This is a genomic window from Yoonia sp. R2331, assembly GCF_041103235.1.
GTDB lineage: Bacteria > Pseudomonadota > Alphaproteobacteria > Rhodobacterales > Rhodobacteraceae > CANMYO01.
Genome location: NZ_JBGCUN010000001.1, coordinates 1,612,719 through 1,631,133, shown reverse-complemented (window position 1 = coordinate 1,631,133; position 18,415 = coordinate 1,612,719). Strand labels below are relative to the sequence as shown.

Below are 18,415 nucleotides of genomic sequence, written 5' to 3'. Positions count from 1 at the left end.
GTCCAGCTTTGCCCGCAAATCGCGCGGGCGATCAAGGGGAAGCGCAGGGGCATTTCCGCACAGGCAGCGGCTTAGCGGCACCACGGCAACCGTACCCACGTGCCACCCAAGGTGACCGGTTGCGCACCAGCACCCAACTTGAACCGTGCCAACCCGGGCGCGCGGCGGGTATCAATCTGCCCCAGATCAAGCGTGGTCATTCCGCGCGCAGACAGATCGCGCGCCGCTTGGATCAACAGCAACCGATGCGCATTGCAGCGCCGCCCATCCTCTCCGGTCCAGCCAATGTGATAGGTGGCCGTCGGGGCATGCAGCAGAAAGATCATTGCGGCGATCTGACTGCGCTCCTGATAGGCTACGTAACATAAGGCAGCATCGGGGTTTTGGGCAGCAAAAGCATGGGTAAAGGCATGCGGATAACCGCGAAAGCCCCGCACACGCTGTTGCGCTCCATCCAGCGCCAGGATCCAATTGTCGCGCGCAGGCTCAAACGGGCCGGACTGGACACGCAGATCTGCGCGCGCGGCGCTGCGCCAGGCGTTGCGCCACTTGCCGTGCATGGCTGCGACCGGATCACGGGTCAGGTCCATCAGGCCCACGGTGCCGGGGGTCATCACCTGCCAAAAGCCAGCCGCGCGCATGGTATCGGGGGCGTCGTCCTCTGGATTGTGCAGATGCACCCGGTGGCGGCGCAGAAAATCCACCCGGTCGCGCGGATCGGGCGTTTCCCAGAGCGGCCCGCGCATCGCTGCGCGCAACGGACCAAAGGGCGTCTGCCGTGTCACTACCGCCATCTGCCCCACGCCATCGCCGTGCACAATCCGTGCTTTCTGGCCCAGCGCGCGCAGCGTCCGGGCATAGGCGGGGCTTTGTTGCAGCGGCAGCGTGCGCGCATGGGTGGGCAAAGGCATGTCAAACATGCCCTTGTTAAGACAGATGAAACCTAAAGTGGGGTTAATCGGCGCATGGAACACCGCTTTCGCCGCCTGCGCGACACCGATATCCCGCCGCCGCGCCTGACGCTGACGGCCCTGACACTGTTGGCCACCGTGCTGTCGGTGCCGGTCTGGCTGGTCCTGACGTTACTGACCTAACCCAATTGCACCAGCGCATGCCGCTTCTTGCCCGCCGACAGCTTGATCGGCTGGGCCAGCGCATCCGCATCCAGCATCAGGCCCGCATTGGTCAGCGGCTCATCATTCAGCCGCGCGCCATTTTCAGCAATCAGCCGCTTGGCCTCTTTGCCCGATCCGGCCAGCCCGGATTTCACCAGCGCCTGCACAATCGACAGACCCTCGCCCAGCTCCGACGCGGGGATGGTCAGGGTTGGCAAATCATCCCCCACGCCGCCTTTCTCAAAGACCTCGCGCGCGGTCGCCTCTGCTGCGGCGGCGGCATCGGCCCCGTGCAGCAAGGTGGTGACCTCATTGGCAAGGATCACCTTGGCCGCGTTGATCTCTGACCCCTCCAGCGCACCCAGCCGGTCGCATTCCGCCACCGGCAATTCGGTGTAAAGCTTCAAGAACTTGCCCGTGTCCGCATCCGTGGTGTTGCGCCAGAACTGCCAGAATTCATAAGGGCTGCACAGGTCTGCATTCAACCAGACCGCACCGGACTGCGACTTGCCCATCTTTTTGCCGTCGGACGTGGTCAGCAAGGGCGAGGTCAGCCCGTAAATCTCTTGCTCCAGCACCCGCCGCGTCAGGTCGATCCCGTTGACGATATTGCCCCATTGATCCGATCCGCCCATCTGCAACAGACAGCCATAGCGACGGTTCAGCTCAAGGAAATCATAGGCCTGCAGGATCATGTAGTTGAACTCAAGGAACGACAGGCTCTGCTCGCGATCCAGCCGCGATTTCACACTTTCAAACGACAACATCCGGTTGATCGAGAAATGCCGCCCGATGTCGCGGAGGAAATCAAGGTAATTCAACCCGTCCAGCCATTCGGCATTGTTCAGCATCAATGCGCCGGTCGGCCCATCGCTATAGTCCATGTAGGCGGCAAACACCTGGCGGATGCCCGCGATATTGGCGTCAATCTGCTCTGCCCCCAGCAAGGGGCGCTCATCGGCGCGGAATGAGGGATCACCCACCTTGGTGGTACCGCCGCCCATCAGGGTGATCGGTTTGTGCCCGGTCTTTTGCAACCAGCGCAGCATCATGATCTGGATCAGGCTGCCCACATGCAGCGACGTGGCCGTGGCGTCAAAGCCGATGTAGGCGGGCACCGGTCCCTTCGACAGCGCCTCATCCAGCCCCTGATAATCGGTGCAATCGGCCAGAAAGCCGCGTTCCATCATCACGGCCATGAAATCGGACTTGGGGTGGTAGGTCATGCTTGTTCCCGCGCTTTGCTTGGCGCACTCTATAAGCGCCGATGGGGGCAAGGGAAAGAGCATGAAGATCAAAGGGCCGATCAGGGCAGTCGGGGCGATGTCGGGAACCTCGCTGGATGGTGTAGACGCCGCAGAGATTGAGACCGATGGCGTGACCATCACCGGCTTTGGTGACAGCACCTACCGCGAATATTCTGACCGGGAACGCGCAATCCTAAAGGCCGCATTGGGCCGCTGGCCCGGCGATGATCTGGCAGAGGCCGCGGCCGTCATTGCCAAGGCCCATGCCATCGCCTTGGCCGGGTTTGAAGACGCGGCACTTGTGGGGTTTCACGGCCAGACCCTGGCTCATGACCCGGGCGGGCGCGGTACGCATCAGCTGGGTGATGGGGCCGCCCTGGCCGAAACGCTGGGCAAACCCGTGGTCTGGGATTTTCGTAGCGCTGATGTGAAACTCGGCGGGCAGGGCGCGCCCTTGGCCCCTTTCTATCACTGGGCACTGGCCCGGTTCATCGGGGCGACTGCACCTTGTGCCTTCTTGAACCTCGGCGGGGTCGGCAACCTCACGTGGGTTGATCCCACCGCTGACCGGCCAGAGGCGGATGGCGCGCTCTTGGCCTTTGACACCGGCCCTGCCAATGCCCCGCTCAATGACATGATGCAGTCCCGTGTGAATCTGCCTTACGACATAGGCGGCAGACTGGCCGCACAAGGTCAGGTGGACGAAGACATCATCACCCGTTTCATGCAGCACCCATTTTTCTTCCGCATGCCGCCCAAATCTCTGGATCGCGATGCTTTCGCCGCGCTCGCAAAGGACTGCGCCGGGCTCAGCGATGCTGACGCCGCCGCAACCCTGACGGCGGCTGTCGCGATCGCGGTCAGCGAAGGGATGCAACACTGCCCGCAATTGCCGCAAACGCTCTGGGTGACAGGCGGCGGGCGGCACAACCCCGTGATGATGCAGATGATTGCAGCAGCTGTGGATTGCGCCGTGAAACCGGTCGAGGATGCCGGTCTTGATGGTGACATGCTCGAAGCGCAAGCCTTTGCCTACCTCGCCGTGCGCGTGGCGCGCGGACTTCCGACGTCCTGTCCGGGCACAACAGGCGTCCGGGCTGCGGTCTGTGGCGGGACGTTGAGCGTGCCGCGCGGGTAGGGGTGATGGGCCGGTTGGAATGGCAGAGCTTCATTGCCACCGGGTGATGGCCGTTTGCGCGCTATTACCACCGGGTGACGGCCGCAACTTTGCAAGCAAAGTCGCTTTCCCGCACGCGTCAGGTCGCTGCGCGACCTGACGGGCTTTCCCGCACGCGGCGGGCTACTGCGTGTCCCCTGTTCTTCTGGCCAAAATAATCCCGGGGGTTCGGGGGCTGGCCCCCGAGACAGATTTTTCAAAAAATCTGGCGCCCCGCGCAGCCGTCAGTTTGACAGATGAATGTTGAACCGCGCCCGGATCGCCTGATCGGTCACCGGGTCCAGCCGTGCCGTGGCGCGTTTGCCCAGGATCTTCTCTTTGCGCGCAATTGCATTGGCGATCAGATCAGGCTTGTCCCGCTCTTCCCATTCCTTGGGCGATGACCGGTCCGCCGTCGCGGGATAGACATATTCGGTCTGCATCAAGGCAAGCGTCTGATCCGACCCCAGATAATGCCCCGGCCCGTTCAGACAGACATCGCGCATTGTCTCCAGCCCCAGCGTCTCTTCGTTGACCTCGATCCCGCGGACACAGCGCATCGCTTGGCCCAACAGATCATCGCCCAATATCAGCGACTCGTGGCAGAACCCCAGCAAAGACGCATGCATGCCCGCCGCCTCATAGACCATGTTCAACCCGGCAAGCCCCGCCATGACGTTGGAACCCATCTGTTCCCACCCGGCCTGCATATCGGGCAGCTTGGCGTCCGCGATCCCCGCTGCGGCCCCGCCGGGCAGCCCGTAGAACCGATGCATCTGCGCGCAGCCTGCGGTCAGCAGCGCCTGCTCGCCCGATCCACCTGACATCGCACCTGTCCGCAGGTCCGACACAAACGGCCATGTGCCAAAGATCGCCGGATGCCCCGGTGCGATGCTGTTGACGTAAACCACACCGGCCAGACACTCTGCCACCGCCTGCACGATGGCCCCGGCAATGGGCGCAGGCGCCGTGGCACCCGCCTGACCGGCAGACAGCAACAGCACAGGCATCCCACCGGCGATGCACGCCTCCATCACTTGACAGCTTTCGGTCGCAAACTTCATCGGCGGCACCACAAAGCAGTTGGAATTGCTCACAAATGGTCGCGCACGCCAGGTCGCCTCATCCCCGGCCATCATGTGCAACATCTCGATCGCATCGGGCACAAAATCCGGCTCGGTAAAGGACGTGCCGATGTGCTTGGTCGTGCCCGACACGGTCGCGTAAACCGTGTTGAGGTCCATCTCGCGGTTATCGACAATATCGCGCGCCACCATCGGGCGCTGCAGGAAATGGATGTTGTCCAGCTGGTCCACAATCCGCGCGGCATCATGCAAATCCTGCAAAGTGCTCTCGCGGTAAATCCGGCCCAGCACATCCACCATATGCACGGCCGCGCCAGCGGTGCCGTAATGCACGCGGGTGCCGGTCAACTGCAGATCATGCCTGGGGTCGCGGCCATGCAGCGTCAGATCGGTGCAGGCCACGGCCAGCATGTCCTCGACCAGCGCGCGGGGGAACCGCAAGCGTCCATCATCGCCAAGGATCGCACCGGCCGCCGTCATGGCGTCAATGCCTGACTGCGGGGCCTGGCTCAGGCCGATGTCTTCCAGCGCCACAAGCGCGGCATCATGAATGGCGGCGACATCCGCCTCGGACAGCGGGTTATAGCGCCCGCCGCTCAGGCCCGCGCGGATCGGGCGCAATGCCTCGGCCAGAGGGGCGGCGCGGGCGGCGGTGCGCGCGGCGCGCCCGCCAGAGCGGGTAGGGCGGCCTGCGGGTTTGGTATCGGTCATGTGGTGTCTTTCGCATGGAAGTAGGAACAGTCAGAAACGGCGCACCACTGCCGGTCGTCCCCGTGCCGCACGCCCGCGCCGCGCACCGATGGTGCGGGTGATCACTGCGAATAACACGCGATCAGGGCGCATCGGACCTCCTCTTCCTCATGCACCCCCAGTCTGGCGCGGGCAGCAGCGGGGTCTGTCCTGTCTGCGACATCGGGCTTTGTTTGCGACATCGCGGCTTCAAGGGGGGTGGCGTGCGATGGGCAAAGGCTTGCCAGCGCCCGCTCACGCCCGGCGAAACATCGCACAGGCCCAAGCCGATGCGCCTTTTTCCGCCCAGCATATCTGCGTAATCGCAAGTTTTTGCTGGCGAAAATTCACACCCCCGTGAGGCGGTTGAACGTGCAGGTGCGCGCACAGATGTGAGGGGCACGCAATGTTCCAGAATGGAGAATATGATGAAACAGCGTCTTTTGATCACCAGCGCGGCCCTTGGGTTCTTTGCCGCCCCCGCCATCGCCGGTGGCATCACTGAACCTGTGATGGCCCCGCCGCCCGCCCCCGTGGCCGTGGCCCCCGCACCGGTCTACACCGGCGGCAATTGGACCGGGTTCTATGCTGGTGCCAACCTCGGCTATGGCCAGCTGAACGCCGACGGCTTTTCTGACGACACAGAAGATTACACCTACGGTGTGCACGCTGGCTACCTTTACGATCTTGGGTCCTTCGTGCTGGGCGGAGAGCTGGAATATGACGCAACCGAGATCACCGATGCCGCCACCGGTATCAACCTTGATGGCGTCGCCCGGGCCAAGGTCCGCGCCGGTTACGACGCAGGCCAATGGCTGCCTTACGTGACCGCCGGTGCGGCACAGGCCTATTCCTCTGGCGCGCTTGAGGCGGATGATACAGGCTACTTTGCCGGTCTGGGCGTGGACTATCAGGTCGCCCCGAACATCCGTCTCGGCGCCGAAGTGCTGCAACACCAGTTTGACGACTTCAACGGCGGCGGCACCGATATCGAGGCGACAACCGCCAGCGTCCGCGTCGGCTTTACTTTCTAACTTTGATCTTTCAGCAGCGCGTCAATCGTCGCGCTGCTGATCCCCGCCTTCAGGCCTGTGAAATCCCCACCGATCATCGCGGCCCCGATGTCATGGATCGCGCGGTGCGTGACCCGTGCCAGTGACGACCCGATCGACAGGCGCGCCACCCTAATGGCCGCGAAATCGGCGCGGCTTTGCTTGGTGAACCGCCCCGCGACCAATGCGTTGACCGGCTTGTCGGTAGCGGCCACGATCTGCGCCAAAGCATCCATATCAGGCGGCAAAGGCGCATACAGGCAATCGGCCCCGGCTGCGGCAAAGGCCACGATGCGGCGGATCGCCTCGTCCGTGTCATAAGCGCCCGTCAGAATGCCATCGGCCCGTGCGGTCAGCACGAAATCCCCCGGCAAGGCACGCGCTGCCGCACTTGCGGCGCGCATCCGTTCAACCGCCAAATCAAAGGCGTAGGCATTGCCACTGGGAAACATCGTGTCTTCGATGCAAATGCCCGCCAGCCCCACCTCTGCAGCCATGCGCACGGTCTCTGCGCAGGTGTCGGGATCATCGCCAAAGCCGTTCTCGAAATCGCCCTGTACCGGCAGCGGCGTTGCCGCCACGATGTCCTGCGCATGGGTCAGACTGTCCTCTCGGCTGATCGTGCCGCCATCGGGGCGGCCCAATGTATAGGCCAGTGCTGCGGATGATGTTGCCAGCGCCTGCGCGCCCAGCCGGTGCATCACGCGCGCACTTCCCGCATCCCAAACATTCAGCATGACCAGCGGGTTGCCGGGTTGATGGAGGTCACGAAAGCTCATGGTGTCGTCCTTTGTACTGGTGTTCTGTTGCGATCAATCGGTCCTTGCGCCACAGCCCGCCGCCATAGCCCGTCAGGCTGCCATCCGCGCCCAGAATTCGGTGACAGGGGATCAATATGGCAATCTGGTTGGCGCCGTTTGCGCGGGCCACGGCACGGGTGGCGGTGGGGCGCCCCATGCCCGCCGCAAGTGCCGCATAGCTGCGAGTTTCACCCGCCGGGATGTCCTGCAGGGCCTGCCAGACCGACCGGGTAAAGGGCGTGCCATGCAAGGCCAGCGGCACGGTGAACCGGGCGTCGCGTCCGGCAAAATACGCGGCAAGCTGGGTTTCTGTCTGATCGGTGACGCCCGTGCGACCAAAGCCGATGTCACCCCTGATCAGCTTGTACAGCCGCGCCATCTCTGCAGGCAGGGCCTTGCGGTCGAAGAACTCCAGCAGGTGCAAATGCGTCGCGTCAGCGGCGGCGACCATCGTGCCCAAAGGCGTGCTGATCTGATCGACGCGGATGCGCGCATTGCGCCGAAACGCACCGGGGTTCAGCCCAATCTGTCGGGCAAAGGCGTCGCGAAAGGCCTGCGCGCTTTCAAATCCCGCATCAATCTGCGCATCAATCACCCGCGCACCTGACACCAGCGTCGTAAACCCGGTGGCAAGCCTGCGCTGGCGCGCCATTTCAAGGAACGTCATGCCGAACTGCCGCTGAAATGCGCGCCGGATGGTTGCGACATCATATCCGCGCGCCGCCACATCCGCCGCCGTCCAGCGGTGGTCCGGGGTCGCCTCAAGTGCCGCCAGCAAATCCGTCACCGCCGGATCGGTCTGCGCCAGCGGATTGCACCGCTTGCAGGGCCGAAAACCGCCCGCGATGCAGGCCGCAAGACTGTCATGAAAGGCGCAGTTTTCGCGCTTGGGCTTGCGTGCGGGGCAGGTCAGCCTGCAGAAAACGCCAGTGGATGCGACAGTGACCCAAATGCGCCCCTCATAGGCGGCATCGCGCGCCAATAGCGCGTCATAAAGGGTCTGATCATCAGGCATCAACAAGGTCATGGCAGCAGATTAAGCGATTCCCGGCAGGGCTGCTGCCGGAAAACGGGCGTTTATTCCGCGTGTTGCGCCGCCAGCGTCCGGGCAAAGCCCACAAGCGTGTCCAGCGCGGCGGCAAAGGCATCATCGTCGACTGTCATCGCCACGCGGATATGACCCGCCGCCGCCGCGCCAAAGCTTTCGCCGGGCATGACCGCGATGTGATGCGCGTCCAGCAAGGCATTGGCAAAACCCTCGCCGCTCAGCCCCGTGGCACGGATATCCAGCATCACATACATCGCCCCCTGTGACGGGATTTGCCGGATCACATTCTGCCCCGCCAGCGCCTGTGACGCGAGCGCCCGGCGGCGGCGAAACGGGGCGGCAACTTTGTCTTCCAGCGCGCTGCCTTGTTCCAAGGCAAATAGGGCGGCTGCCTGCACAAAGCTGGCGACACCATAGGTGGTGTTGTTGGCAAGGTTGAAAATCGCCTCGATCACATCAGGCGCGGCGCAGATCCAACCGATGCGGCTGCCGGTCATCGCATGGCTTTTCGACATCGACCCCACCACCAACGTGCGGTCCACCATGCCGGGCAAGCTGCGCGGGCTAACGTGGCTGCCCTCCCAAATTTGGGTGTCATAGACCTCGTCCGAGATCAGCCAAAGATCATGATCCCGGCAAGTCTGTGCAATCGCATCCAGCGTTGGCGTGTCATAGACCACGCCCGTGGGATTGTTGGGCGTGTTGATCAGTAACGATCTTGCGCCCGGGGCGGCTGCGCTCAAATCATCGGGCTGGGGTTGAAAGCTGTGGCGCGCATATGTCGGCACCGCGCGTGGCACCGCACCGACCGACCGCAAGGTGCCGGGGTAGGTGGCGTAATAGGGGTCAATGAACAGGGCGGTGTCGCCTTCATCCAGCACCGCGTGGTGGGCGGCGAACAGTCCCGCTTGCCCGCCGGGTGTGATCTGGATGTTGGCCGGGGTCGTCGGCACGCCTGACGCCTCGGCGATCCGGTCCGCGACCGCCACGCGTAAGGCGATGTCACCTTGCACCGGGGCATAGCCGGTGCGCCCCGCTTTGGCTGCATCATGCATCGCCTGAAGAATGACGGGATCGGTGCCGATGTCGTGTTCACCTTGGGTCAGCTCCAAAACAGGCGTACCTTGGGCAATCATCCGGCGGGCACGGTAAAACACGTCCCACCCGTCAGAGCCGCCGCCGGTGATGCGGGTGATGCGATCAGATAGCTTCATGCGCCATGACGATCACGCCATTGGGGCGCGGTCAAGCCATCAGCTTGCGCGGCCCCGGGCCGTCACGCCCCTGCACGTCAGCGGGGTTGTAAAGCGCGCAGGATTTCAAGCTCAGACAGCCGCAGCCGATACAGCCATCCAGCGTGTCGCGCAGGGTTTCAAGGGCTGTGATCCGCGCCTCGATCTCGGCGCGCATCAGGCGGCTGATGCGGGTCCAGTCGGCCTTGGTCGGGGCTTTGTGCGCGGGCAGATGCGCCATGTGGCCCGCGATGTCAGACAGGGCGAACCCCAGCTTTTGGGCTGCCATCACAAAGGACAATCGCCGGATATCGGCGCGGGCATAGCGCCGGTGGCCACCTGCATTGCGCACCGGATGCACGATGCCGTGGGTTTCATAAAACCGGATCGCGGACACGGCCAAGCCGGTGCGCCGCGACAGATCGCCGATCGTCAGGCCCTGGGACATGAAGAAACCTCTTGATCTCAAGTGCACTTGAGAAATTACAAACAGATTCGCAAAGGTTTGAATAGAGGAGAATGACAATGACCAAGGAACGGACAATGCGGGTCTGCGTGGACCCCGGTGCCATCAACGCCCTGCAACGCGAGGGCATCGGCTGGGGCCATGACCTTGATTGTGGGTGCTTTCATGTGGAACGATCAAAACTGCCGCCGGGACCGATCGCCCGGTTTCGCAACTGGATGAAGAAGGGTGTGGTCTGATGGCATATCTTGAGCATGTGAATATAACCGTGGCCGACCCGCGCGCCACTGCGGCACTTCTGTCGGACCTCTTTGGCTGGCACACCCGCTGGGAAGGCGAAAGCATGAATGGCGGTGGCTATACGGTTCATGTGGGCACCGACACCAGCTATGTCGCAGTCTATTCGGGTCACGCGCCAGAGCAAACTGTGCCCAAGGCGGATGCCAGCTATGCCACCCGTGGTGCGATGAACCACATTGCGGTCGTGGTCGAGGATCTGGATGCAACGCAGGCCAGGATTGAGGCGAAGGGTTATCAGACACATTCCCATGCGGACTATGAACCGGGCCGCCGCTTTTATTTCCACGAGGACAACGGCGTAGAGATCGAGGTTGTGCAATACGACTGAGGTTTGACCAAACAGAGCGGCTGCGCCGCACACGATCTTTTGCGCCGCCCTTCGGCGGCGCGGATGAGGGGGCTGTCTGCCCCCTCATACTCCCCCGAGGATTATTCTGGCCAGAAGAAGTGCGTTTGACGGAGGCAAACGCAACAGTGCGGGTCAGCGGCTTTGCTTGCAAAGTTGCGGCCGTCACCCGGTGGCAATGGCACGCATGCGGCCATCACCTACCCACAATCTCCGCCTGCGCCTTCTTCGTCAGGCTCGCAAAGATGATGTCATAAGACACCGCGACCCGGTGGCGGAGCTCGTCTTCGTCGGCGCCCAACGGTACCGATATCCAAGACCGGTGCAGATAACGCGCCTTGCTGCCGGCACCGGCATCAATCAGCATCTGTGCGGTTTCCACGCTGTCGGTTTTGACCGACACTACATCCCCCAACGCGCCAATGATCGCAAACAGCTTGCCGCCGATTTTTCAGCTGTCATGGCCTTCGCCAAGGTTGTGATCCAGCGTCGCACCGGGATGGGTGGCACAGATGGCGTTGACCGTTTTGCGTGACATGGCTGGCCTCTGACTTGCAATTGTTCTATTTTTGTTCATGGGGGCGATGGTGTCAATGAAAGGATCAGCGATGCGGCATGTGGCGCTTTTGCGTGGGGTGAATGTCGGCGGTGGGAACAAGCTGCCCATGGCCGATTTGCGGGCGCAGGCGGCGGATCTGGGCTGGCAGGACATCACGACCTATATCGCCTCGGGCAATCTGGTGTTCAGTGCAAGCGGGTCGCCGGATGATCTGGCAAAAGCCTTGCGCGCAAAGCTGGCTGTGGATGTCGCGGTGCTCGTGCTTACTGGTGACGATTTGCGCGCCGCGGTCCTTGGCTGTCCGTTTCCGCCGGACCCCGGCAACCTTGTACACGGGTTTTTCTGCTTTGATCCGCCCGCGATGGACGAGGCGCGCGCCGCCAGCTTGCAAGCCCCGACAGAGGCGCTGGCGGTGATGGACCGCATCGTCTGGCTGCACGCGCCAGAGGGGATCGGGCGGTCGAAACTGGTGGAAAAGATGGACAAGGTCATCACCGGCACCACGTTCACCGCGCGCAACTTCAACACCATCCGCAAACTGGCGGCATTGGCCGCAGACTAGATCAATGCTGGACGCAACCGTCATGGCCTGCTATTCCGGCCCCATGAAAAAGACCTGCATCATTATTTGCTGCATTATTCCCTGCTGATCTCCAGCGGGCTGCTTTTTCACGTTTCACATTGATCCTGATTTCGCTAAGCCCGCCGGCAAAACCCGTGCGTGAGGCGCTATGACACCGATCCGTTTCCATAACACCAAGACCCGCCGCAAGGTGGATTTTGAACCTGTCATCCCCGGCAAAGTCAGCATGTATTTGTGCGGGCCGACGGTCTATGACCGCGCGCATCTGGGCAATGCGCGCAATGTGCTGCTGTTTGACGTGCTGTTTCGGATGATGCGCCACGTCTATGGCGCTGGGAACGTCACTTATGTGCGCAACTTCACCGACGTCGATGACAAGATCAACGCGCGCGCTGCTGAAACGGGCCGTGCGATTGGTGACATCACGGCAGAGACCATCGGCTGGTATCACGCGGATATGGACGCGCTGGGTGCGATGCGCCCGACGCATGAACCCCGCGCGACAAACTACATCCAAGAGATGATCGAGATGTCCGCTGATCTGATCGCCAAGGGCCATGCTTATGAGGCGGAAGGCCATGTGCTGTTTTCGGTCGCCAGCGACCCGGACTATGGCAGCCTCTCGGGCCGCTCGGTTGACGACATGATCGCAGGCGCGCGGGTCGAAGTGGCGCCCTATAAACGCGACCCGATGGACTTTGTGTTGTGGAAACCTTCACCCGATGGGGTGCCGGGATGGGACAGTCCTTGGGGCTACGGGCGACCCGGTTGGCACATTGAATGCTCAGCAATGTCCAAGGCGCTGTTGGGTGAAAGCTTCGACATTCACGGCGGCGGCAATGACCTGCAATTTCCGCACCACGAAAACGAGATTGCCCAGTCCCGTTGCGCGCACCCGAATGGCGAATTTGCCCGCGTCTGGCTGCACAACGAGATGCTGCAGGTCGAAGGCAAGAAGATGTCCAAATCCTTGGGCAACTTCTTCACCGTGCGCGATCTGCTGGATCAGGGCGTGCCGGGAGAAGTCATTCGCATGGTCTATCTGACCACCCACTACGGCAAGCCTATGGACTGGACCGAAGCCAAGCGCACCGAGGCAGAAGCGACCCTGCGCAAGTGGTATGGCATCCTGCACGGCCATGGGTTTGGTCCGCAACTGGTCGCGGCACTTCAGGCGGATGGCAAATGGCAGGCGGATGACGAATTTATCGGCGTGCTGGCCAATGACATGAACACCCCCGGTGCGATTGCCCGGCTCCATGTGCTGTCCAAAGGGCGCACGCCGCAGGCACTGGCCGGTTTCGCGCATGGGCTAGAGATGTTGGGGCTGGTCAACGACTGGTCCGCCATCCCGATGTTTGAGGGTGGCGAGGCAGGGCCAGATGTCACGCCCGCCGTTGCCGCGCGTGTCGATGCGCTGTTGGCGACCCGTGCGCAGGCGCGCGCGGATAAGGATTGGGCAACCGCCGACGAGGTGCGTGATATCCTCAATGCTGCCGGTGTGCAGGTGACGGATGTCGGCGGGCAGGCCACCTGGTCCGCTGGCCCCGGATTCGACGCTGCCAAACTGGGGGATCTGTAATGACCCGCGAACGCCTCTACCTTTTCGACACAACCCTGCGCGACGGACAGCAGACCCAAGGTGTGCAGTTTTCTACGACCGAAAAGCTCCGCATTGCCGAGGCGCTGGATGATCTGGGGGTCGACTACATCGAAGGCGGCTGGCCCGGGGCCAACCCCACCGATAGCGAGTTCTTTCAGGCCGGGATCAAAACCCGCGCCACCATGACCGCCTTTGGCATGACCAAGCGCACCGGGCGTTCTGCTGAAAATGACGATGTGCTGGCGGCGGTGATGAATGCGGGCACACCGGCCGTCTGTCTGGTTGGCAAAAGCCACCCGTTCCACGTGGAAACCGCCCTTGGCATCACGCTTGCGGAAAATACCGAAAACCTAGCGGCCTCTTTCGCGCATCTGGTCGCCAATGGGCGCGAGGCGCTGTTTGACGCCGAACATTTCTTTGACGGCTACAAGGCCAACCGCGCTTACGCGCTCGAAGCGATCCATGCCGCTTATGACGCTGGCGCGCGCTGGATCGTGCTGTGTGACACCAATGGCGGAACCCTGCCAGAGGAGGTCTCTTCCATCGTCACCGATGTCATCGACAGCGGTATCCCCGGCAGTCATCTGGGCATCCACACCCATAACGACACCGAAAACGCCGTGGCCAATACGCTGGCCGCCGTGCTGGCGGGCGCGCGACAGATTCAAGGCACGCTCAACGGTCTGGGCGAACGCTGTGGCAATGCCAACCTGACCAGCATCATCCCGACCTTGCTGCTGAAAGAGCCCTTCGCCAGCCGCTTTGAAACCGGCGTGACGCTGGACGCGCTCAAGGGTCTGCGCCGCGCCAGCCGCACGCTTGACGACATCCTCAACCGGGTGCCGACGAAACAGGCGCCCTATGTGGGGGCCAGCGCCTTTGCACATAAGGCGGGCCTGCACGCCAGTGCGATTGCCAAGGACCCAACCACCTACGAACACATCGACCCCGGCCTTGTGGGCAATGCCCGCATCGTGCCCATGTCTAATCAGGCGGGCCAGTCCAACCTGCGCCAGCGGCTGGCAGAGGCGGGGCTCGACGTCGCGCCCGATAACCCCGCGCTGCCGCGCATCCTGGAACGGATCAAGGAACAAGAGGCGCGCGGCTATTCGTATGACACCGCACAAGCCTCGTTTGAGCTGCTGGCCCGCGCGGAACTGGGCACCTTGCCCACCTTCTTTGAGATCAAGCGCTACCGCGTCACCGTTGAGCGCCGCCGCAACAAGTACAACCAGATGGTCAGCATCTCAGAGGCTGTGGTCGTGACCAAGGTCGACGGCCATAAATTCCTCAACGTCAGCGAAAGCATCGGACCAGATGGATCCGATCAGGGCCCGGTCAACGCGCTGGCCCGCGCACTTGCCAAGGATCTGGGTCGCTATCAGGGCATGATCGCGGATATGAAGCTCGTTGACTTCAAGGTCCGCATCACCGACGGCGGGACAGAAGCCGTGACCCGCGTCATCATCGACAGTGAAGACGGGCAGGGACGGCGCTGGTCCACCGTGGGCGTCAGTGCCAATATCGTGGATGCCTCCTTTGACGCATTGGTTGATGCAATCAACTGGAAACTCATTCGGGATGGGGCCGTTGGCTAAACCAAGCGCCTTTTTCACGCTGCACCGCGACTTGCCGCGCGAAGGGCCGGGGCTGCCTGCGGACATCGCTTGGGTCGCGGACCACGCGCATGTCCCCAAGGGTGGGCGCATCCTTGACGGGGCCTGCGGGCCGGGGGCCGACATCGGCACCCTTCTCGACACTTTCGCACCCGCCACACTGATTGGCGTCGACTGGCAGGCGCATTTCGCCGCCGAAGGAGCCGCAACCTTTGCTGATGATCCCCGTGTCACCGTCACCCAAGGCGACATGTTTGCCCAACCCGGCCCTTTTGACCTGATCTGGTGCGCCGGGGCGATCTACTTTGCCGGCATCACGCAAAGCTTGCAGAACTGGAATGCAGCCCTGGCACCGGGCGGCACCATCGCCTTTACGACACCGGCCTATTTCACCGACACGCCTTCGGCCACCGCACAGGCCATGTGGGCGGGCGAGGGCGAGACCCCCAACCGTCGCCAGATCACCCAGCAGATCACCGCCGCCGGGTTCCGCCTGACTGCCAGCCGCCCGCTAACCGATGCCGCATGGCACGCCTATTACGACCCGATGATGGCGCGGATCGCAAAGCTCCGTCCCGGTGCCGACACAGCCCTAATCAAAGTGCTTGACGAAGGCGCACAGGAACTGACCGATTGGCAAGCCGCCAAGGATGAAACCGGTTATGAGCTTTGCGTGGTGACCCGGGCATGAGCCTGACCGCCTGCGCCGCATTGGTCGAACGCGCCGACCCGGACCGCTTTCGCGCCGTCATGGCCGCACCCGTACCCGCGCGCCGCGTGCTCTTTCCGCTTTTTGCCTTCAACGTCGAAGTCAGCCGCGCCCCTTGGGTCACGCAGGAACCGATGATCGCGGAAATGCGCCTGCAATGGTGGCGTGACGCGCTGGACGAAATCGGCAGCGACGCCACTCCGCGCAAACACGAAATCGTCGATGCCCTTGCCGATGTGCTGGACCCCGCCGGGGCCGCAAGCCTAGACGCGCTTGTGGCCGCGCGCCGTTGGGACGTCTACAAAGACGCCTTTGAGGACGCAGCCCACCTGGATGAATATATCAACGCCACCTCAGGCGGGCTCTTGTGGACCGCCGCGCGCCTGCTGGGACCGGCAGAGGAACAACCCGTGCGCGATTTTGCCACCGGGGTGGGCATCGCCAACTTGCTTCGGGCTGTGCCGGAACTGGAAAGCCGCAGCCGCATTCCGCTGATCGACGGCACCCCGCAAGGGGTGCGGGATCTGGCGCAAAAGGGCCTTGATCACCTCAACCGCGCCGCTGCCGCCCGCGCGACGATCTCGCCCGCGGCCGCACCTGCGCTGCTCTCGGGCTGGGCCGCACGTCCGGTCCTGCAACAGGCCATCGCCAGCCCGCAGCGCGTTGTTGACGGGGCGCTGTCACCCGGTAACCTGCGCTTCACCTATGTAGCTTTGCGCGGATGGATGCGATGACGTCAAAACAGGTGGCGAAACTGGCCGCAGCACTTTGCCTGATTGGCACGGCGACATGGGCAGACCCGCTTTTTGACAGCTCTGTCACGTCCAACGACATCGACTTCATCCACAGCGATGATCCCAGCGCCTTTCACTGCCTGACGGCCCTTGGCGCATCCCGGCAGGAAATGCCTGACAAGCGCAACGATCAGCTTTTCGTGGACAACGTGCAGGTGTTCTCTGCCAGCTTTACCGATGGCACCACCATCGAAATCTGGACACATCCCGACCTTGGCGACCGGGCCGAAACCGTCGCCCGACAACTCACCGGCCCGCTGGGCCGCTTGCCCAGTTTCATGCGCGGACGGCTGAACCACGTCGTGGTCCACGCCGGCGATGAAACCGCTTTTGAAGAGGCCGAGGGCGGGTTTTTCGTGGTCTATGATGCCAATGTGGCCAAACGCATCGCCACCAACGATTTGGAAGAAACCGTCTTTCACGAAAGCACCCATGTCACGCTCGATCTGACATTTGGCCGATCACGGCCCTGGATCGCGGCCCAGCGCGGCGATGGTGTCTTTGTGACGGAATACGCCGCTGCAAACCCGGAAAAAGAGGACGTGGCCGAAACTGCCCTGTTTGCCATGACCTATTTCCAGCATCCCGACCGGCTGCCCGATGATGTGCTTGATTGGCTGACGCAGAACATTCCCAATCGCCTCGCGGCTTTTGAAACCATGTTTGGTCCGGGCAAAGCGTTGCAGCGCCCGCCGCAAGACATGCCCGCCTGTCCGGGCTAGGCTGCCACGCGGCTCCGGCGCACCAGCCAGATCAGCGATCCACCGGCCAGTGCCAGAAATGGCACCATCGCGATATTGACCGCGTTCCAGCCCTCAACCGCAGTGCCGCCCGCACAATTCATCAACCCGCCAGAGGCGAGGCTGGCCACCGTGACCATGCCAAAGACGATCATGTCGTTGACCCCTTGCAACCGGCCACGCTCTGCCGGGGAATGGGCGCTGGCCAGCATTGTGGTGGCGCCGATGAAACCAAAGTTCCAGCCAAGCCCCAGCAGCACCAGTGCGATGTAGAAATTGGTCAACTCCACGCCCTGCAAGGCAACAACGCCAGCGGCGGCCAGAATGACCAGCCCCAGCCCCATGATCCGCTCCACCCCGAAGCGAGCAATCAGATGGCCGGTGAAAAAGGATGGTGCGAACATCGCCAACACATGGCCCATCACCACGTTCGAGGCATCAGTGACACCATAGCCGCAGCCCACAACCGCCAGCGGGGTCGAGGTCATGACAAGGTTCATCAATGCATAACTCACCATCGCGCAGATCACCGCGACGGCAATGCGTGGCGTCGTCAGCAATTGCCCAATCGTTCGGCCCCGGTCATCACCGGGTGCTGCCGCTGCAGGCTTTGGGATGCGCAGAAATACGAACAGCGCCATGCCGATCACATTCAGCACCATCGCCGCGAAATAGACCGGCAGATAGCGCATCACAGTGGCGTCCGGGTTGTTGAACGTCAGCAGGCTCACCAGCTGCGGCCCGATAATGGCAGAGACAAGCCCCCCCGCCAGCACATAGGAAATGGCCTTGGGCCGGAACGCGTCAGAAGCGGTGTCAGCCGCCGCGAAACGGAAAAAACCCTGTGCGGACATATAGATACCTGTCAGGTAAGAGCCCACGAGAAACAGCGCAAAACTACTGACAGTGATGGCGTAGGCCGAAATGGCCGATCCGATCAACCCGCCAAGGGCACCCACATAGAACCCCATCTGACGACCATAGCGCTGCATGAACGGGCTCAGCCAGGGCGCGGTTGTCATTGACCCAAAAACGATAAGAGAGATGGGCAGCGTCGCAAAACAAGCCAGCGGCGACAATTGTTGCCCGGCCAACCCGCCCACCACGAAAATCATGGTGATCTGGCTGCCAAGCAGCGCTTGCGCCGCGACCAGCACAGCGACGTTGCGCCGGGCGAGAGTGTCGTTCACATGTTCCATGGCGCCATCGGTATGCCTGTCTGCGCCGGGGTGCAA

20 protein-coding genes are annotated in these 18,415 nt (G+C 62.6%); 12 read left to right on the top strand and 8 right to left on the bottom strand.

All coding sequences use genetic code 11. From position 1 onward, the window contains the following. Nucleotides 1-71 precede the first annotated feature (71 nt). A complete protein-coding gene (locus AB3Y40_RS08420; protein ID WP_369438343.1) occupies nt 72-920 on the bottom strand; it encodes a GNAT family N-acetyltransferase in 849 nt (282 codons plus the stop codon). Nucleotides 921-965: 45 nt separating this feature from the next. On the opposite strand from AB3Y40_RS08420, the gene AB3Y40_RS08415 reads away from it, so the two are divergent. Continuing rightward, complete coding sequence (locus AB3Y40_RS08415) at nt 966-1,094, top strand: hypothetical protein (protein WP_369438342.1); 129 nt, start codon at nt 966-968, stop codon at nt 1,092-1,094. Here the strand turns inward: AB3Y40_RS08415 and tyrS are convergent. After that, the gene (gene tyrS / locus AB3Y40_RS08410; RefSeq protein WP_369438341.1) at nt 1,091-2,341 is read right to left on the bottom strand and encodes a tyrosine--tRNA ligase; all 1,251 of its coding nucleotides are present in this window, start codon (nt 2,339-2,341) and stop codon (nt 1,091-1,093) included. The genes AB3Y40_RS08415 and tyrS overlap by 4 nt on opposite strands. A gap of 61 nt (nt 2,342-2,402) precedes the next feature. Here tyrS and AB3Y40_RS08405 point away from each other — a divergent pair, with 61 nt between their 5' ends. After that, nucleotides 2,403-3,500, top strand: a complete 1,098-nt coding sequence (locus AB3Y40_RS08405) for an anhydro-N-acetylmuramic acid kinase (protein ID WP_369438340.1) — start codon at nt 2,403-2,405, stop codon at nt 3,498-3,500. Nucleotides 3,501-3,763: 263 nt separating this feature from the next. Here the strand turns inward: AB3Y40_RS08405 and AB3Y40_RS08400 are convergent, their stop codons facing one another. Next, nucleotides 3,764-5,314 carry a trimethylamine methyltransferase family protein gene (locus AB3Y40_RS08400; RefSeq protein WP_369438339.1) on the bottom strand — a complete coding sequence of 517 codons (1,551 nt, stop codon included), beginning with the start codon at nt 5,312-5,314 and terminating at the stop codon, nt 3,764-3,766. A 446-nt stretch (nt 5,315-5,760) separates the two neighbouring features. On the opposite strand from AB3Y40_RS08400, the gene AB3Y40_RS08395 reads away from it, so the two are divergent. Next, the gene (locus AB3Y40_RS08395) at nt 5,761-6,366 is read left to right on the top strand and encodes an outer membrane protein (RefSeq protein ID WP_369438338.1); all 606 of its coding nucleotides are present in this window, start codon (nt 5,761-5,763) and stop codon (nt 6,364-6,366) included. Here the strand turns inward: AB3Y40_RS08395 and AB3Y40_RS08390 are convergent. Genes AB3Y40_RS08390 through soxR form a run of 4 tightly spaced genes read right to left on the bottom strand, consistent with a single transcriptional unit; the run spans nt 6,363 to nt 9,912 of the window. After that, nucleotides 6,363-7,163: an isocitrate lyase/PEP mutase family protein gene (locus tag AB3Y40_RS08390; protein ID WP_369438337.1), complete on the bottom strand. Its 801-nt coding sequence runs from the start codon at nt 7,161-7,163 to the stop codon at nt 6,363-6,365. The genes AB3Y40_RS08395 and AB3Y40_RS08390 overlap by 4 nt on opposite strands. After that, nucleotides 7,150-8,211, bottom strand: a complete 1,062-nt coding sequence (locus AB3Y40_RS08385) for a bifunctional transcriptional activator/DNA repair enzyme AdaA (RefSeq protein WP_369438336.1) — start codon at nt 8,209-8,211, stop codon at nt 7,150-7,152. Before AB3Y40_RS08385 ends, AB3Y40_RS08390 begins: the two co-directional genes overlap by 14 nt. 50 nt (nt 8,212-8,261) lie before the next feature. After that, nucleotides 8,262-9,446, bottom strand: a complete 1,185-nt coding sequence (locus AB3Y40_RS08380; RefSeq protein ID WP_369438335.1) for a pyridoxal phosphate-dependent aminotransferase — start codon at nt 9,444-9,446, stop codon at nt 8,262-8,264. A 31-nt stretch (nt 9,447-9,477) separates the two neighbouring features. Beyond that, nucleotides 9,478-9,912 carry a redox-sensitive transcriptional activator SoxR gene (soxR, locus tag AB3Y40_RS08375; RefSeq protein ID WP_369438334.1) on the bottom strand — a complete coding sequence of 145 codons (435 nt, stop codon included), beginning with the start codon at nt 9,910-9,912 and terminating at the stop codon, nt 9,478-9,480. Between the two features lie 77 nt (nt 9,913-9,989). On the opposite strand from soxR, the gene AB3Y40_RS08370 reads away from it, so the two are divergent. From AB3Y40_RS08370 to AB3Y40_RS08325, 9 genes are all read left to right on the top strand, one after another. Beyond that, nucleotides 9,990-10,169 carry a hypothetical protein gene (locus AB3Y40_RS08370; RefSeq protein ID WP_369439663.1) on the top strand — a complete coding sequence of 60 codons (180 nt, stop codon included), beginning with the start codon at nt 9,990-9,992 and terminating at the stop codon, nt 10,167-10,169. After that, nucleotides 10,166-10,558: a VOC family protein gene (locus AB3Y40_RS08365; protein ID WP_369439626.1), complete on the top strand. Its 393-nt coding sequence runs from the start codon at nt 10,166-10,168 to the stop codon at nt 10,556-10,558. The genes AB3Y40_RS08370 and AB3Y40_RS08365 overlap by 4 nt, the downstream gene beginning before the upstream one ends. A gap of 196 nt (nt 10,559-10,754) precedes the next feature. Then, the gene (locus AB3Y40_RS20410; RefSeq protein WP_459553973.1) at nt 10,755-11,111 is read left to right on the top strand and encodes a hypothetical protein; all 357 of its coding nucleotides are present in this window, start codon (nt 10,755-10,757) and stop codon (nt 11,109-11,111) included. 49 nt (nt 11,112-11,160) lie between these two features. After that, nucleotides 11,161-11,697: a DUF1697 domain-containing protein gene (locus AB3Y40_RS08350; RefSeq protein ID WP_369438331.1), complete on the top strand. Its 537-nt coding sequence runs from the start codon at nt 11,161-11,163 to the stop codon at nt 11,695-11,697. Nucleotides 11,698-11,866: 169 nt separating this feature from the next. Beyond that, nucleotides 11,867-13,300 (top strand): cysteine--tRNA ligase, encoded by a 1,434-nt coding sequence (gene cysS / locus AB3Y40_RS08345; RefSeq protein WP_369438330.1) that lies wholly within the window; start codon nt 11,867-11,869, stop codon nt 13,298-13,300. Then, complete coding sequence (gene cimA / locus AB3Y40_RS08340) at nt 13,300-14,919, top strand: citramalate synthase (RefSeq protein WP_369438329.1); 1,620 nt, start codon at nt 13,300-13,302, stop codon at nt 14,917-14,919. Before cysS ends, cimA begins: the two co-directional genes overlap by 1 nt. Beyond that, complete coding sequence (locus tag AB3Y40_RS08335; protein ID WP_369438328.1) at nt 14,912-15,628, top strand: class I SAM-dependent methyltransferase; 717 nt, start codon at nt 14,912-14,914, stop codon at nt 15,626-15,628. Before cimA ends, AB3Y40_RS08335 begins: the two co-directional genes overlap by 8 nt. Then, on the top strand, nt 15,625-16,380 hold the full coding sequence (locus AB3Y40_RS08330; protein WP_369438327.1) for a phytoene/squalene synthase family protein: 756 nt from the start codon (nt 15,625-15,627) through the stop codon (nt 16,378-16,380). The genes AB3Y40_RS08335 and AB3Y40_RS08330 overlap by 4 nt, the downstream gene beginning before the upstream one ends. After that, a complete protein-coding gene (locus AB3Y40_RS08325) occupies nt 16,377-17,162 on the top strand; it encodes a hypothetical protein (protein WP_369438326.1) in 786 nt (261 codons plus the stop codon). Before AB3Y40_RS08330 ends, AB3Y40_RS08325 begins: the two co-directional genes overlap by 4 nt. Here AB3Y40_RS08325 and AB3Y40_RS08320 read toward each other — a convergent pair. After that, complete coding sequence (locus AB3Y40_RS08320) at nt 17,159-18,379, bottom strand: MFS transporter (RefSeq protein ID WP_369438325.1); 1,221 nt, start codon at nt 18,377-18,379, stop codon at nt 17,159-17,161. The two genes, AB3Y40_RS08325 and AB3Y40_RS08320, sit on opposite strands and share 4 nt — an antisense overlap. Nucleotides 18,380-18,415 lie beyond the last annotated feature (36 nt).